Origin of the sequence: Segetibacter sp. 3557_3 (assembly GCF_004354985.1) — a bacterium.
Lineage (GTDB): Bacteria > Bacteroidota > Bacteroidia > Chitinophagales > Chitinophagaceae > Segetibacter.
The window spans coordinates 18,007-33,223 of sequence record NZ_SMSK01000030.1; the positions used below are offsets into that span (position 1 = coordinate 18,007).

Below are 15,217 nucleotides of genomic sequence, written 5' to 3' on the forward strand. Positions count from 1 at the left end.
TATCAATTCTATTTTCTTAACCTAAGTTCAATGAAGCAACTATCGCTTTTTTATTCAATAATAATTCTATTATTAAGTTTCGAAAATGGCTATTCTCAATGCATTGGAGCGATCCCGAACTCTGATTGGGATTTACTTATTAGACACAAACCGGAGCTTTCTATTTCAAATGCTGCAGCAGCTAGAAATAGACCAGTTTTGTCGATTTACAACGGCATAGGTGATGTTAATCTTGACTACTGGGCAATAACAATATCCAAAATGCCTATTGTAAATGGGCGCAGACTTACAGCTGAGCAGCTTCTTAGCCGAATTCGAGGTCGATTTAGTACCTATATCGACCGAAGCTTAGCAGTCTTCAGTCCATCACAACCGTTAGATGAACCTGCTTGGAGGGCCGGGACCGTGGGGGCATTGCTTACTTTTACTATTAAGGTACCAACGATCCCGGGACCAACTTCCGTAATTGCACCTGTAATGCTATCAGCCAGCACGCCCACTTACTGGCGTTTCGTAACAGTAGGGCAGCACCCTGTGAGCGGTTCTAGGGAATTTGGCATTCGTAATCTTCCAGATGGTAAATGGGAGGTTTACACTCGCGGAGCGGACCGAATTAGCTCTCGCCATTCGGTCCCGATGACTCATATGATATTTGAAGGAGGTGATCAAATATGGGAAAAATTTCAAGACAAGGTGGGTCAAGATATAACTTCAATCGGTGGTGAAGTCAGTAACTATCCAGAGACCCATGGACGGTATTGCTGGTCAAGTATAATTTCTCGTATACCTCTACAATAATTACAAAAGCCAGTTTCTTAACCAATGCTCCGCAGGCGGCGCTTTTTCACTTACATTGTAGTTTAGCATTTTATTTCAGCTCGCAAGACCTCAATAAAGTTTAGTGCTTTTGTGTTCTTCAAATTAAATATTTCTACAATTTATACGATTAACAAAGCCATCGATCTATCATACGTACTTCAAGAAAAGATATGCAAATTCATATAACCACCAACGCGCTTCTTATAGGAATTTTGCAACGTTTTAAGCTATTGATCACAGAAACAGGCTTATGCTTCTTAAAAAGCCAAAAAGAACATTTCTCCGCAAGCAGAGATAAAGAAGTGAACAAAGCCCTCCAGAAAATGATAGTTGCAGAGTAACACAGGTTCCCCGAAAGGTATGTGCAGCATCGAAGCTTAGCTTACGGTAGCTTTGTGAAGTGTACCATACCGATAGGAGCGAAGGGTAGGAGCAAGCGGGTAAAATGAAGGCTGAATTGACAGGAGTTTATGAACTGATCTTTGCTTATTTGAAGCCCTGATAGGGTAAGCGTCCGGAACAAATATCTGTCCAGAGAACAGCAGAAGAAACCTTTAGATGGTCTAAAAGAAGTTAAGGCGTACTGGCCTTTGTACTTTTGGTGCAAGAGCCAATCACTTCACTCTGTTCTGGCCACCTGACACTTGACGGCTGCAAGCATTGCCATTGGCCAAAGACAGACGCTCGCAACTTAACTGGATAAGAGGCTTTAACGTATAGTTTCATTGGCGGTCTATTGCGGCTTTTCTTTCCATACCTCAGTTATATCGATATCTTTTAGGTATTCATCCAGTGGCCCCGTATTAGCAAATGAACGAATTTTAAGAAGTTTACTTTGTTCCACATCGTAACACACCTCAGCATAAAAGCTCCCCATATGGAACAGTGTATAAGTAGTCGCAGCTTCGTTTCGTTCACCGATAATTACACCTCAATTGGCAAGTAATAAGCTTTTACCTGCCTGGTCAAAGTCGTTAAACTCATAAAGGGTCATAAGTGAAGGCCATTTTTGCTTCTGAATTTACAAAAACTTTTCTTTGTGTAGGATTGCTATAGGCTTTTAGGTATATTATAACCACCGTAAATACGTGTTATCAGATGCATCCAATTAACTACACAACCGTTTTGAATGCCTTTCAGGAGCATGGTAGATTGTCATTCTTCGACTTTCGGGATAAGGCTGTATTCGAAAATATTGAAGGCGACAACCAACGAACGCTGCAGCTAAGGATGGTATTGGCTGAGCTGAAACGAAGCGGAGTAATTGTAACAATTGATAGTGTAATTCCTCAATGGGAGTTAACCAGGTAAAAGATCGTAAAAGAAGAGGAGTGAGTGTATACGGAGTAGCTAAACCATCAGTTAAGGTACAACAACTGTAATCGGTTTTGCAAGGGTTTGGCGGGTATGTTTACTTTGGAAGCCAGCCAGTACTTATTTGTATTTTCTATAATACTGGCTCACCGCCCGAACTAAAACCTGAAGCTTATTTTGTAGTTTCGCTACTTTCTTAAATCCGGCTTCAATGCCTTCCCGTGGGTCTCTTATCTGCAAGCGTTTTAGGAATTCATCAGAAGCGTTCGCGTAGGAAAAAATATGCTCGAAGTCCTCAGGACTGTACCACCACCGATACTCATGATCGTATAGCCACGGGTGTATCCATGCTAAATGTTTTAGTAAAGCTACAGAAGTATAAATTAGAAAAGGGGCTATAGTAGCCCCTCATCTGCGAATGATAGATAATTTTCGGAAGTGATCTAAATGAATAGCAATAGCGGATACTCTTCAGCGGTGGACAAGTTAACTATCTATGTTAGGTACCTCGTATTCACTGTCAACAACCCTGTTTCGACAATGCCATTTGTCCTGTAGCAATTGGTGTTAAATTCTTATTTTTTACCACAAGCATCAACCCGGCTTGGACGGAGGCTTACTTTGCACCGTTGTATGTTACCTGAAACCCTGCTACGCTATAATTTATATCATTTCAAGCTGTTGAAGGGTATTCAGATTTTTGATTCCCATCTACTGCCCACCTATTACTACTTACATAAGTACAACAATTGTGTATCGTTAGGAGCGAGCACTTTAGAGTAAGACCTCCTAAATAGAGTTGACTTATCTAGTGGGTGTGACAGGAGGAGCGGAAGGAGTTAATGGAATGATTGACGGCATGGATTTGGCTATCCGTTTGCCAGTAAACATTATCTCCTCACCGATTATATCTGTCCCCTGCATCAGTTTTTGAGCAGTAGATCTTGTACCTAAAGTACCTTTTGCACCTACTTTAATATTACTTTTTGCCTCTAAAGCAGGTGTACTAGCAGCGAGCTCAACCGCCGATTCAACTGAAACTTCTAAACCTTCTGATTTTTCGGTGATATTCGTGGTCGCTTCACTACCTTGATACATGCGAACCAATTTATATTGAATATCTTCTGTTTTTTGAGTCACATTAATGATATGGGTATCTGAAAACGAGGTAATTGGAACGGCTTGAGTAAAATTTCTACTAGCAGTCCATTCAGAAATTTGAATATCGTTCGTTCCAGCAACTAAAGACTGCGGCAATTGTCTTATGGTTCCTGTAATGGTGATTATCACAGAATTTTCACCAGTTTCGAAAATGTTTTCCTCAACAGTTAAATCAACACGATCCCCTATATCTGACCGGCTGGCACCGAGAATTGTATTATATAAGCTATCTGCTACCTTGGTTACTCCTGAAGACATTAACTCGACATGCCAATCTCCCATCATTGGATCGTTTGTATCATACGTAAAAATGAATCTTAGATAACGCGTTTTCTTTGAAAGTGTGGGAGTCCGTTTAATGGGAGCAGCTGTCCGAGTTGTTGGCGGAGGTGTCGTTCCAGTCGGAGGTGTTGTTCCAGTCGGAGGTGTTGTACTAGTCGGGGGTGTTGTACCAGTCGGGGGTGTTGTACCAGCGGAAGGTGTTGAACCAGTCGGAGGTGTTGTGTTAGTCGGAAGTGTTGTATGAGTGGGAGGTGTCGTATTAATCAAAGGAGTTGTTCCTGATGCAGGCGTTGTCGCGTTTTTCACTTGACCTGTGAGGAGTTCACTAATAAGAGTAGCTCGTTGATCATCAGGAATTTCCTTAGCACTACGTATTGTGTTCAATAATCCCGCTGTCTGTGCGTTCTTCAATCCTTGATTGGCAAGCTGAGTTGCGTTGTTCGAGAGTGTCTGTAAAAAGGATCCTAAGTCCTTGATTCCCGACATATCTCTAAAGGGTCCAAGCGCTGATAACACACCAGCTGCCGAATTCAGCCCGATGGGATCTGGTAAACTTGGAGGATTAACTATATTAATTAGGCTTGCAGGGAAGGATGTAGGTGTGGTTGCTCTCGTCGGATCTAAGGAACGAGTATCAGTACTAGCGGCAGCAATCTCTGGCGTGTCGTCCGGAATAGGTGAAGTTTGCCAATCCCAAAATCGAGTGGGATCAATTATTTCAGATGCGTTACAATTACCTAGTTTAGCTTCTGCGAAGACTCCTCTAGAGGGGAGCGTTAATATCTGCTCTGCAGACTCATCAAACTTTTGATTTACTGATGCTAATTCCTCGACCTCAAAAATTTCTTTGAGCACCGATTCACCACTAAGAGTTATCGGCATAGCCATGTACCCGTCTACATAGTCGATCAGGGTATTATCTACCATGTCTAATAAGGTAGTGCCCATAATTTCAGTGTTCAGCCATTTAGCTCTGTTAGCGGGAAGTTCTTTTCGTGTAATTGCCTCCCAATAATAACCACTATGCTTTTCTAGATGATTTTTCAAACGCCTTATGCAACAATGATCCTCATCTGACAAGATATCATCAACGGTCCGAATGGGTGGTGTGTAAGGACTGACAGGTACTCTTAAACCTTTTGAAAAAATCTCGGGTTTTCCATTAAACATTGTCCATCCATGTAGCCCATTACTAGTGCTAATGAGTACACTTTCCACTTCCCAAGAGATATCTTCCTTTAGGGATAATATTTCAATGGCTTTTACATTTTTCCAGCGTACTTCAAAATTTGGCTTTACAGAATAAGAGAACTCCTCATTAGGCGCAATATAATAGTATTGATCATTTCTTAGAGGAGCATCATCGCGTCTCGGACCTTGATTTGCAAGAACGTCTAGCAAATTCTTGTAACCATCATAATATGTAAGCCTAATATCGGTTAAATTACAATTAATGAACCCCTCTCCTGATTCGGGAATAAGATGGACAACGAGATTTGCATTCGGCACTATACTTCCGGACTTAATTATAATTTTAAATTCTCCTAAAATGTTGAAGTCAAGAGGGTCATCACTCTCTGTCCTTCTCTCCTGTTCTCTCGCAAAGTTGGCTTGCAAGCAGGCACGCTTTTCAATAACAGCAAGGCATGAACGTAATGACTCATCTAATAAGGAGTTACCAATCTCTTGACTAAAATGTTCCACAAGCTCCTCAGTAAACCCTTGACTTTCTCTTTGCAACAATAAGGCAGGCCGAACAGAGACGGGGCGGGTTATTACCCGTTGATGCTGAAGGACTTCATAATATAGGATCGTCAAAGCGTGGCTGTGGTTGTAATTAGCAATAACGCGCGTTGTAGCTTTAGATGACTCGGCTTGCTCACCTTGAACGACAACGGTGGAATTAAGTTCTCGCATTGAGGATGATGACTGACTAAATGCATCACTAATATTCTGCAGCGTATCACCAGAGATTGTTCTAATTCCTTGCGAATCTGATGAGGAGCCACCAATTCCGAAAGCTCCGCCAATTCCCAAACTAATAGCTCCGATAGGTATCCCAGCTCCTGCACTAAGGGCTCCGCCTGCCATGAAAGACGAACCTGACTGGCTCTCCTGTACAATCATGTGAACGGTTTCAGACAAGGTTCTATCCCTAAGGGCAGCGTGCTCTAAATCCTCTTTTACACTGGTCCCCTCAGATCGATTAGCTAGGTCTCTTCGCGACCAATCCACAATAGCGATTTTAATCTTTTCACCTGGAGCAAGCGGCAAACTATATGCGATTTGACCCAGCGAATGACCAATAGGAAACCACTCTGAGTTATACTGAATAACATACCCTAATCTTAACTTAATCTTCCCTATTGGTTTAAGGTCAAATCTTTGGAGCTTTGGAGATTTAATCAGTTGCTTAAAGCGGACTAGGCGAGAAGACAGATTACTTGGAACGAGCTTTTCACATCCGTCTTCGCCAATTAAAAGGGCGCTGGACATAGAAAATGAGCCCGGTGATAAACGCCAATCCAGAAGACTTGGAGTTTGCATTGCAGGCATGGGCAGCCATCCTGGCCTGCCATCAAGCATTACAGAGTCAAATTTCATCCTTAATGTTATCACTTCAGAGCCTACATCACCTTCCTTTATTGCATCAAAGCTTATAGTAGGATCATTAAACGGCAACACTATCAACTTGTGCATTCTTAATGTTAACTTTGGAAGGCCACTACGTAGCAGCCCTCTTTGTTCCAAAACTTTTTTTATGGTTCCAAGGTTTTGTACATTACTTATGACCCATAAATCGAAAGAACCATATCCGACATGATCTGTACCAATGATGCCAAGTGGTACTACCGGAAACACAACTTTGTCTTCGGGATTTACAAAATCTATCGATTTTAAAACCTGTTCACTTTCAGGTGTAAAATAAAGTTCTGCTTTTGCGTATATTGGAATTTTAGATGCCGCCTTTCCTGTATCCATATGACTAGCAAAGACGCTCAGCTGGACAAAAGGCAAATCAAAGTCAAACCCCCAGCTAAAGGACTCTTCGCCTTCACTGTCCAGATAAGCATCTATATCAAAACCTTTAGTAATTTTTGGAAGCAAAATGTTGGACTTTGCCTTACGCGATAGTGATCCCATAGTAATACTTTTTAAACTTGATTTAAATTTGATTTTGATTTACCTTGAAATTTTAGAGATCAACGTACGTTCAAAGATGTTTATACAACTTATCTCTAACTTACATATCGTTAATAGAAAAGTGAACCTATTTTTTAAACTATATATTTTTAAAAATCAATTATATCAGGGGAGTTCTCAAACTACAGCTATGATTAATAGCGTTGAGAATAGCTTGTACACCATAGTTGATGCACTCTAAGATTTAGAAGTGCTGTTCATGTGTTTTTTACTTCGATTAAGTAAAATTATAATCCAATTAAACTGAAAAATTGTAAAAAATCGGCAATCTTTAAATTACAAAGCTCGAGGCTTTAGCGTAAAGAATGCTTTGTTTTAGGGAGCGATAAGGTAATATCTAGCAAATATCACAATAGTCAATAACAGCTCTAACAGCTTGGATAAAGGTTGCTAAATAGAACTAATTTATTAAAGAGAAAACATTCACTTGGATTGAAGCTTGATGGCGTTTGTAATGTAAATGATTTAAACTCCTTTATAAAATGACTTTGATCATAAAACCCGCTTTGGTAAGCAACTTTGGTTAACGAATCCCCCGGAAGACTATTTAAAAAACAAAGGCTTCGATGAAGCCGCTTGAATCGTGAAAACATTTTTGGTGTTACGCCCACTACTTCAGTAAATTGTCTTTCTAGCTTGCTTTGAGACATATTGGTCTGATAAGCAAGGCTTTTCATTGAAACAAACTCGTTGTTAGAAATGATAGCCCGACAGGCCTCCGCTATTTGACTATTGTCTTTTTTACTTTTTAGGCATTTATCAAGAAAAAAGTCGTCCACTCGTTTTACTTTTTGCTCGAAGCTATTGACTTCAGCCAATTGATCGTTTAACACTTTTCCTTCTTCTCCGACTAAGCTGGTAAAAGAAGGTAATACATCTGTTAAGTCTGACATGTTAATTCTAAAAGGTTCGTAGAAACCAAACGGCTGAAATATAACAAAGAAAACAGATATTTCTTCGTTATCCTTAAAAGTGTAAGTATATGGGCTCGTAATTAATCCCATATAGTGCGATCCAATTTGTCCTCCTGACACTGACATCTGTTTGTTGGTACCCGTAATTGAATGATAACAGGAAAACTCGCCTGAACAGAAAAGGAGTGCTGGCATGTGGTACGGGAAAAAAGTTTGTTTTAGACTACCAAGTTCAACAGAATTGCCGCAAACATTAAGATAAGAAACGATATTGTTCCGCAGTACTGGCTGCGGTAAGGCTTGGAAGGCTTCCATGATTAGCTTTTTAATTGAATAATACTTAAGTTCGATCAGTACTAATTCTTTTTCAAAACGGAACAACAATCGGCCGATATGGTTAAGTTAACGGCTACTTGAGGCTTTGTCCATGTTGTGAATGGCCGTGAAAATACTGACCTGATGAGGATAGGTGCACGATGCTAACCGATCGAAGTTTCGAGGAAATCAGCAGAAAGTTTCGTGACCCTTGGTGGCAAGCCGTTTGCGAGACTTTGGCGCACGCATAGACATGGTAAGTACCAGAATGGCAATGACGACGTTTTTTATATTACCTCACTTATATCGATGTTTGTTAGATATACATCGGTGGCCCGGTATTAACAAATGAACGAATTTCAACAAGTTTACTCTCTTTCACATCGTAACACGCCTCAGCATAAAAGCTTCCCATATGGAACAGTGTATAAGTGGTTGTAGTTTCATTTCGTTCACCAATAATTACGCCTAAATGAGCTAGTAATAAGCTTTTACCTGCCTGGTCAAGGTCGTTAAACTCATTAAGGGTCATAAGTAAAGGCCATTTTTGCTTCTGAATTTACGAAAACTTTTCTTTGTGTAGGATTGCTATTGGCTTTTAGGTATATTAAAACCACCGTAAATACTTGTTATCAGATGCATCCAATTACTACACAACCGTTTTAAATGCCTTTTAGCAGCATGGTAGATTGTCATTCTTCGACTTTCGGTATAAGGCTGCATTCCAAAACATTGAAGGCGACAATCAACGAACGCTGAAGCTAAGAAGTGTATTGGCCGAGCTGAAACGAAATGGAGTAATTGTAATTATTGATAGTGTTATTCCTCAATGGGAACTAACCACGTAAAAAGATCTGGGAGTAAAAAGAGGAGTAGGGCTATTCAGAGTTGCTAAACCATTCTTTAAGGTAAAACCCCTGTGATGGTTTTTGCAAGGGTTTGGCGGTATGTTTACGTTGGAAGCCAGCCAGTACTTATTTGTATTTTCTATAATACTCGCTCACCGCCCTAACCAAAACCTGAAGCTTATTTTGTAGTTCGGCTACTTTCTTAAATCCGGCTTCAATGCCTTCCCGTGGGTCTCTTATTTGCAAGCGTTTAAGGAATTCGTCAGAAGCGTTGGCGTAGGAAAAATATGCTCGAAGTCCTCTGGACTGTACCACCACCGATACTCGTGATCGTATAGCCATTTCCCCTCTTTCTTTGCCTTTTCGGCCATCCTCTTCGCTTCCGGGTGTAACAATGCTAAATTTTTTAGCAAAGCTACAGAAGTATGAATAAAAAAGGGGCTATAGTAGCCCCTCATCTGCGAATGAAAGATAAGTTTCGGAAGTGATGATAAGGTGATCCAGGACTTTAATGTCCAGGAGTAAGCCCGCGTTCTTGATCTTTTGGGTTAGTTCCTCATCCTGGCGGCTTGGCTTTAAACTGCCTGACGGGTGATTGTGAGCAAGTACCAGAGCAACGCCATTAGCCTTGAGTGCTGCCATAAATATCAACCGGGGGTCGGCAACAGTACCAGTGATCCCGCCAGTTGATAGGTGATAAACACCCAAAACCTTATTAGCCCTGTTAAGGAAAAGAATTTTAAATTCCTCCTGAAGGTCAATCTTGCCTTCATTCCATACTTTAAGGAGGATCTGGTAAGCATCCCTGGAAGATGCAATTAGTGGCCGCTCTGAAGCTTTGACTTTGGATTTGTAGGTAAGCTCAACCTCAGATACGATTGACCAGGCAGGGGCAGTTGTTGTTTCCATAATAGTTATTTTTGATTATGGAATGCCACCAGGCTTTGCACTGAATTAAGCGCAAGGAGGAACGGAATAAATGAGGGCTCTTGTGAGCTGGCTTATGCGTTTATGCCGTAGTTCCTTGAAAGCGTATTCAGGCACAAGCCTATTTTTTGCAATAATCAATGAATAAATATTAGCGTAGGTTTTTGTAAACGTGGAAATGTAGTCTGCGTAAGGGATTGGCGCCTATACCCCACAGTCCCAACCTTTGGTTGGAACGAGGAGTAGGAGCAAAAAGCCCGACCCATTGCGCTAGCTTGGGGGCACGCCAGAAAGTTAAGATATGCTAAACACGGAAGCGCGGAAATCGGTGTCTATAATACTCCCGGTTCTTATTAGCTCATGCGGAATGCCCATTTGTAAATTCATTAGCTACTTGCACAAGGCTTTACTTTCCCGAGAGAAAGTTTTTTGCTATATTAAATATCAATTTGGTAATTCGTGCTTCACATGGAGTAGGTGAGACCCAAAAATCTTTAAATAAAAGCTAACTGTCGTATGAAGGTTGTAATTGCTGAAAAGCCATCGGTAGCCCGTTCGATTGCGGCAGTTTTACATGCAACTAACAAAAGAGATGGATATCTCCAGGGAGGTGCTTACGCAGTTACCTGGGCATTTGGACACCTGGTAACGCTTTGCGAGCCTGATCATTACGGATGGGTCAAATGGACAAAAGAAACTTTGCCAATGCTACCTGAAAACTTTGATTTACAACCTGCTCATCGCTACGACCCTGTTAAAAAAGAAAGCAAAGTCGACCCTGGTATTAGCAAGCAGCTGGAAATCATAAAACAGCTCTTTATTCAGGCAGAGCTTATCATTGTGGCCACTGATGCTGGTCGGGAAGGGGAACTTATCTTTCGTTACATCTATGAGTATCTTAATATTCGTAAACCTTTCAAGCGCCTTTGGATTTCATCTCTCACTGATAAAGCTATTCAAGATGGGTTTAGATCGCTGCAAGACGGCAGCAAATATGATAAGCTTTATTACGCCGCTAAGGCCAGGAGTGAGGCTGACTGGCTTGTGGGCATGAATGCTACCCGGGCCCTATCTGTTGCTGCAGGCAAAAGTCTTTTCTCAATTGGCAGGGTCCAAACTCCAACCTTGGCAATTGTATGCAGTCGTTTCCTGGATAACCAAAACTTCAAGCCTAAAGCTTATTACGTCCTTAGAATTGACTTATCTAAGAATGCTCAGGCGTTCTCCGCTTATGGTGTAACAAATTATGAGCAGAGAGAAAAAGCTCAGGAAGTTCTTAGACTAGCCGTGTCAACCGACAAAGCAATTGTGACATCTGTAGAAAAGAATGAAGTTTCCGAAGCAGTTCCTCTTCTCTTTGATTTAACTTCTCTACAGCAAGAAGCCAACAAGAAATTCGGATTAAGTGCGGATGAGACGCTAAAGGCTGCCCAATCTTTATATGAAAAAACCTATATAACCTATCCTCGTACTGGTAGTCGCTTTATTGGCGATGACGTATTTGCAGAAGTGCCATCGTTGATCAGTGTTGCTAAGGGTCATGCTAAATACGGCGTTGCGGCATCCAGTATGCCGGCTATCCTTAACAGAAGGTCGGTAAATGCTTCTAAGGTAACTGATCATCATGCCTTACTTATTACCGACCACCTGCCAAAAGAACTATCAGGTGACGAGGAAAGAATATATGACTTGGTGTTATCCAGGATGCTGGAAGCCTTTCATGATAATTCAATTTCAGATAAAACCGTTGCAAACTTAGATAGTGGGGGAATTCCCTTTAAGGCAACCGGCTCGGTAATAAAACATAAAGGCTGGCGTAGCGTCAGAGAAGGAGAAAAATCAGAAGAAAGCCAGCGGGAACAGTCGTCTGAAGATAACCCTGATAATAGCCAACTTCCGGAACTTCGCCAGGGAGAAAGGGTTCAACGAACCGGTGCAGAATGTATGGAAAAATTTACCAGACCAAAACCGATCCATACGGAGGCCTCACTATTGAAAGCCATGGAGACAGCTGGAAAAGATATCGAAGATGAAGCTGCGCGGGAAGCAATGAAAGATTGTGGACTCGGGACTCCGGCAACCCGAGCTGCCATAATTGAAACCTTATTAAATCGCAGTTATATCGAAAAGCAAAAGAAAAAATTAGTTCCTACCCCTAAAGGTCTGGCTACTTATGAATTAGTTAAAGGGAAACCTGTATCCAGTGCTGTTCTAACTGGTCAATGGGAAAAAAAGTTGAGTGATATCGGTAGCGGCGGTATTGCCTACGCTGAGTTCATGATGGAGATCAAAGAATATGCAGCAACGGTAAGTAGTGAATTGCTTTCTTTTGGGGCGAGCCTTGCAAGTGTAGCCACTGATAGTGCCCAGGCAGATAATCTTGCCTGTCCGAAATGTAAGAAGGGAACGATACGTAAGGGGGAAAAAAATTACTGGTGCACAGGCTACAAAGACGGATGTGATTTTAAGATATGGCTTGAGATTGCTGGCAAAAAGCTAAGCGAGGCTAATGTAAAGCAGCTTGTACAAAAAAGAAAGACAAGCTTGATCAAGGGATTTAAAAGTAAAGCTAGTAACGACTTTGAGGCTGTGCTAAAAATGGACGATACTTATAAACTTACCTTTGATCTTGGGAATAAAAAATAAAGAAAGAAACTTAAAACATCAGTCTGCTTAAGCTTTGAAGGTACTTTCTGGATTTGGAAAATAGCACTAGTCCTAGAACTAAATGGCATAATGTCGGTGGCTAGTGGGACTGTATAACAAACACAGCATCTAAAAGGCTTATGCAGTCGTCGGTTAAGGGAAACTCACGGAAGACGTCGGAAAGGCTTTAAGACGCTTACGCCATGTTTCAACGCGCTCAGGGACGGTTATACTTCTTTGCCTATCACTTGCGAGCTGCCCGGCTGATCTGTTTAGCACAGCCTTGAACTGCAGAGTAACCGATTTAAAGGGTTAAGATGCAAGTACGGGCAGCATTTACGAACTGGTTAGATTTTACTTCGACATTCAAACACACAAAACCTAACTTTCGATAATGAGCGAACATTTAATAAAGCAGGTGCAATTGATTGACAATTTCACTGACCAAGACATCAGCTTGTTTTTAGGTTTACTAGAAGGAAGTTATTTACTTAAGGGAGAGCATTTCTTAAAAGAGGGCCAAATAAGTCGTCATTTTGCGTTTATTATAGAAGGATTAACCATGCTTTATCAAATACAAGATGGTGTAGAGATCCCGTGTGAATTCATAAAAGAAAATGAGTGGGTCGGCTATCTTAAAAGCTTTTCAACAGCATCACCTTCCGACATGAATATCAAGGCCTTAGAAGACACTAAGTTGCTGAGAATATCTGCCGAAAACCTTACAAAACTGTTTCATATACAGCCTAAGTTTATGTTAGTCAAGAACTACTATACTGAGTATTCGTTCTTCACGAACGCGCAACATGCAAATGATTTGTCTATGCTTTCTGCAAAGCAGCGTTACTATAAATTTATTCACGAAAACTATGACTTGTCAAATCGTATTCCTCAGTATCTTATTGCCGCATACCTTGGAATAAAACCTCAGTCCTTAAGCAGGTTGAGGAAGTAACCACTTGCATTTATTAACAAATGTGAACGGAATGCTCGATCAAGTTTGTGAATTTTATCATTATAACTTAAATAGATCTAAAAAATTGATAATGATGAAACAGCTAAACCTCTTCTTTCTGCCGCTCTTTTCAATGTATTTCGTGGCAATACAGACTACCGCCAACAGTGTGTTCATAAAATTGCGGCAGGTTGTGAAGCATTCAACTATAAATCGGCATTTTGCTTCTATGTTTAATTAACACTTGCGTTGTTCAAAGGCCACAACTTCATAAACACTTCAACGTTGGCAGCAATTGCAAACCACCAACCAAAACTTAACCATTTAAATAAGGTTTTATGAGAATCAAGTCTATCATTGTAATCGTGATGCTATTATTTACTATTTCTGCGCAAGCTCAAGAGATTTCCTCCGCGCCATTGGCAGTAAATCATAGATATTATTCGCCTGGCAGGAACTATTTCTTGGTATTGCAAGGAGATGGAAATCTTGTTCTTTACACTGCCACTGGAAGCCCAGTTTGGAACACAAAAACGAACGGCAAAGCCGTAACTACTTGTTCGATGCAAGCGGACGGAAACCTTGTTTTATATAATGGCTCTACACCTGTTTGGGATAGCAAAACTTGCTGTTATCCGAATAACCCTACCAAACTATCGGTACAAGACGATGGAAATCTTGTAATATTTGGTCAATTCTGTGGAAATTGGATTCCAATTTGGACAAGTAAATCGGGCAACTCCTCAAAAGAGCAAATTTCACAAATGACCACAACTGCATTTGATAACGGTTCAAAAACTTCGACCATTAAGGCAACGGGTTCATACCAAGGTCCCTCCGGATTTGATCGTGGCATGGCAACTACATTACACTGTGGCAAATCGCCAGAAAGTTGGGTTAGGGGCAGTGCATCTCTTGACCGAGCTTCCGGAATTCTTTTTGTCACTATTCAGTTAGAAACAGATGCTGTGGACGCCGGACCTAAAGGAAAGGTTACGGCAATATTTTATGACTCAGATGGAAATGCTATTGCAAATGCAACTACAACCGAAGTGGAAACAGGGGGAAAGTTACCCGGCAGTGCAGCAATTAGGAACTTTTCAAGTCAAGTTACCATTGCCCCTCAATTAGCAAAAAAAGTGTGTTCAATAACTTTAGCTGCTCAATGTACAGGTTCACTGTTTAGAGCCGGTAATATTCCTCTGGGAACTGTAATTGATGCTTTTACTATAGCAGTAACTTTGTTATAGAAAATCACTTCCGTGAAATTAGGCAAACAATAAAATACAGACTGCAGCCAACCTTGCATTGGTAATATGGTGGGCGACTTAAGAGCAATCAGCTGTTTTATCACTATTCGGCTTTGATTTCGACAGACGAATAACGTCAAGCAACAAAATAAATAATCAGCCTTTCTGTCTGTTAGCAGCATCCGCTCAATGTAGACGTCAATACCGCCACATTGCCAATGCTTAAACGTTGCCTGTAATATTGCAAGCCTACTATATCACAAAAGATTTTAAGAACTTATATTAGGGGCATTGATTATTGATTGCCGTAGCTATTAGATTTAAGAGACAAGATATCTACCTCGACTTAGCCACTACTGAGCAGATGACCGGAAAGGTTGTAAATGCTGGAATGACCCATAAAATTTCAACTTTAGCTGCACAAATGAAGATAAAACTTGATGTTTCATTTATCGGTCTTGATTGTAGATTCCGGAACATTTTGACCCCGTGGTTCCGGCCAAGCTGACCCCCTCATTCCGGGCAAACTGCCCCCCCTTTGACTCATCTTTGTTTGGCACGGATTCCGGGGCATCTTGACCC

At 41.0% G+C, this 15,217-nt stretch carries 9 protein-coding genes; 5 read left to right on the forward strand and 4 right to left on the reverse strand.

Translation table 11 applies throughout. The features are described from left to right. Window positions 1-30: 30 nt before the first annotated feature. Together EXU57_RS24410 and EXU57_RS24415 are read left to right on the forward strand one after the other, a co-directional pair. On the forward strand, window positions 31-798 hold the full coding sequence (locus EXU57_RS24410) for a hypothetical protein (RefSeq protein ID WP_133270893.1): 768 nt from the start codon (window positions 31-33) through the stop codon (window positions 796-798). A 1,119-nt stretch (window positions 799-1,917) separates the two neighbouring features. Then, complete coding sequence (locus EXU57_RS24415) at window positions 1,918-2,130, forward strand: hypothetical protein (protein ID WP_133270894.1); 213 nt, start codon at window positions 1,918-1,920, stop codon at window positions 2,128-2,130. An 807-nt stretch (window positions 2,131-2,937) separates the two neighbouring features. Here EXU57_RS24415 and EXU57_RS24420 read toward each other — a convergent pair. The 4 genes from EXU57_RS24420 to EXU57_RS24435 all read right to left on the reverse strand — a co-directional run bounded on the left by EXU57_RS24420 (window position 2,938) and on the right by EXU57_RS24435 (window position 9,766). Beyond that, complete coding sequence (locus EXU57_RS24420) at window positions 2,938-6,720, reverse strand: hypothetical protein (RefSeq protein ID WP_133270895.1); 3,783 nt, start codon at window positions 6,718-6,720, stop codon at window positions 2,938-2,940. Between the two features lie 428 nt (window positions 6,721-7,148). Further along, a complete protein-coding gene (locus EXU57_RS24425; RefSeq protein ID WP_133270896.1) occupies window positions 7,149-8,009 on the reverse strand; it encodes an AraC family transcriptional regulator in 861 nt (286 codons plus the stop codon). Between the two features lie 316 nt (window positions 8,010-8,325). Continuing rightward, a complete protein-coding gene (locus EXU57_RS24430; protein WP_133270897.1) occupies window positions 8,326-8,541 on the reverse strand; it encodes a hypothetical protein in 216 nt (71 codons plus the stop codon). Window positions 8,542-9,298: 757 nt separating this feature from the next. Further along, window positions 9,299-9,766: a RadC family protein gene (locus EXU57_RS24435; protein WP_133270898.1), complete on the reverse strand. Its 468-nt coding sequence runs from the start codon at window positions 9,764-9,766 to the stop codon at window positions 9,299-9,301. Window positions 9,767-10,300: 534 nt separating this feature from the next. On the opposite strand from EXU57_RS24435, the gene EXU57_RS24440 reads away from it, so the two are divergent. The 3 genes from EXU57_RS24440 (at window position 10,301) to EXU57_RS24450 (ending at window position 14,635) form a co-directional block, all read left to right on the forward strand. Continuing rightward, window positions 10,301-12,430 (forward strand): type IA DNA topoisomerase, encoded by a 2,130-nt coding sequence (locus tag EXU57_RS24440; RefSeq protein WP_133270899.1) that lies wholly within the window; start codon window positions 10,301-10,303, stop codon window positions 12,428-12,430. 394 nt (window positions 12,431-12,824) lie between these two features. Continuing rightward, entirely contained in the window at window positions 12,825-13,385 is a 561-nt protein-coding gene (locus EXU57_RS24445) for a Crp/Fnr family transcriptional regulator (RefSeq protein WP_133270900.1), read from the forward strand. Between the two features lie 338 nt (window positions 13,386-13,723). Continuing rightward, window positions 13,724-14,635, forward strand: coding sequence for a hypothetical protein (locus EXU57_RS24450; protein WP_133270901.1), 912 nt, complete (start codon window positions 13,724-13,726; stop codon window positions 14,633-14,635). The last annotated feature ends 582 nt before the right edge of the window (window positions 14,636-15,217 follow it).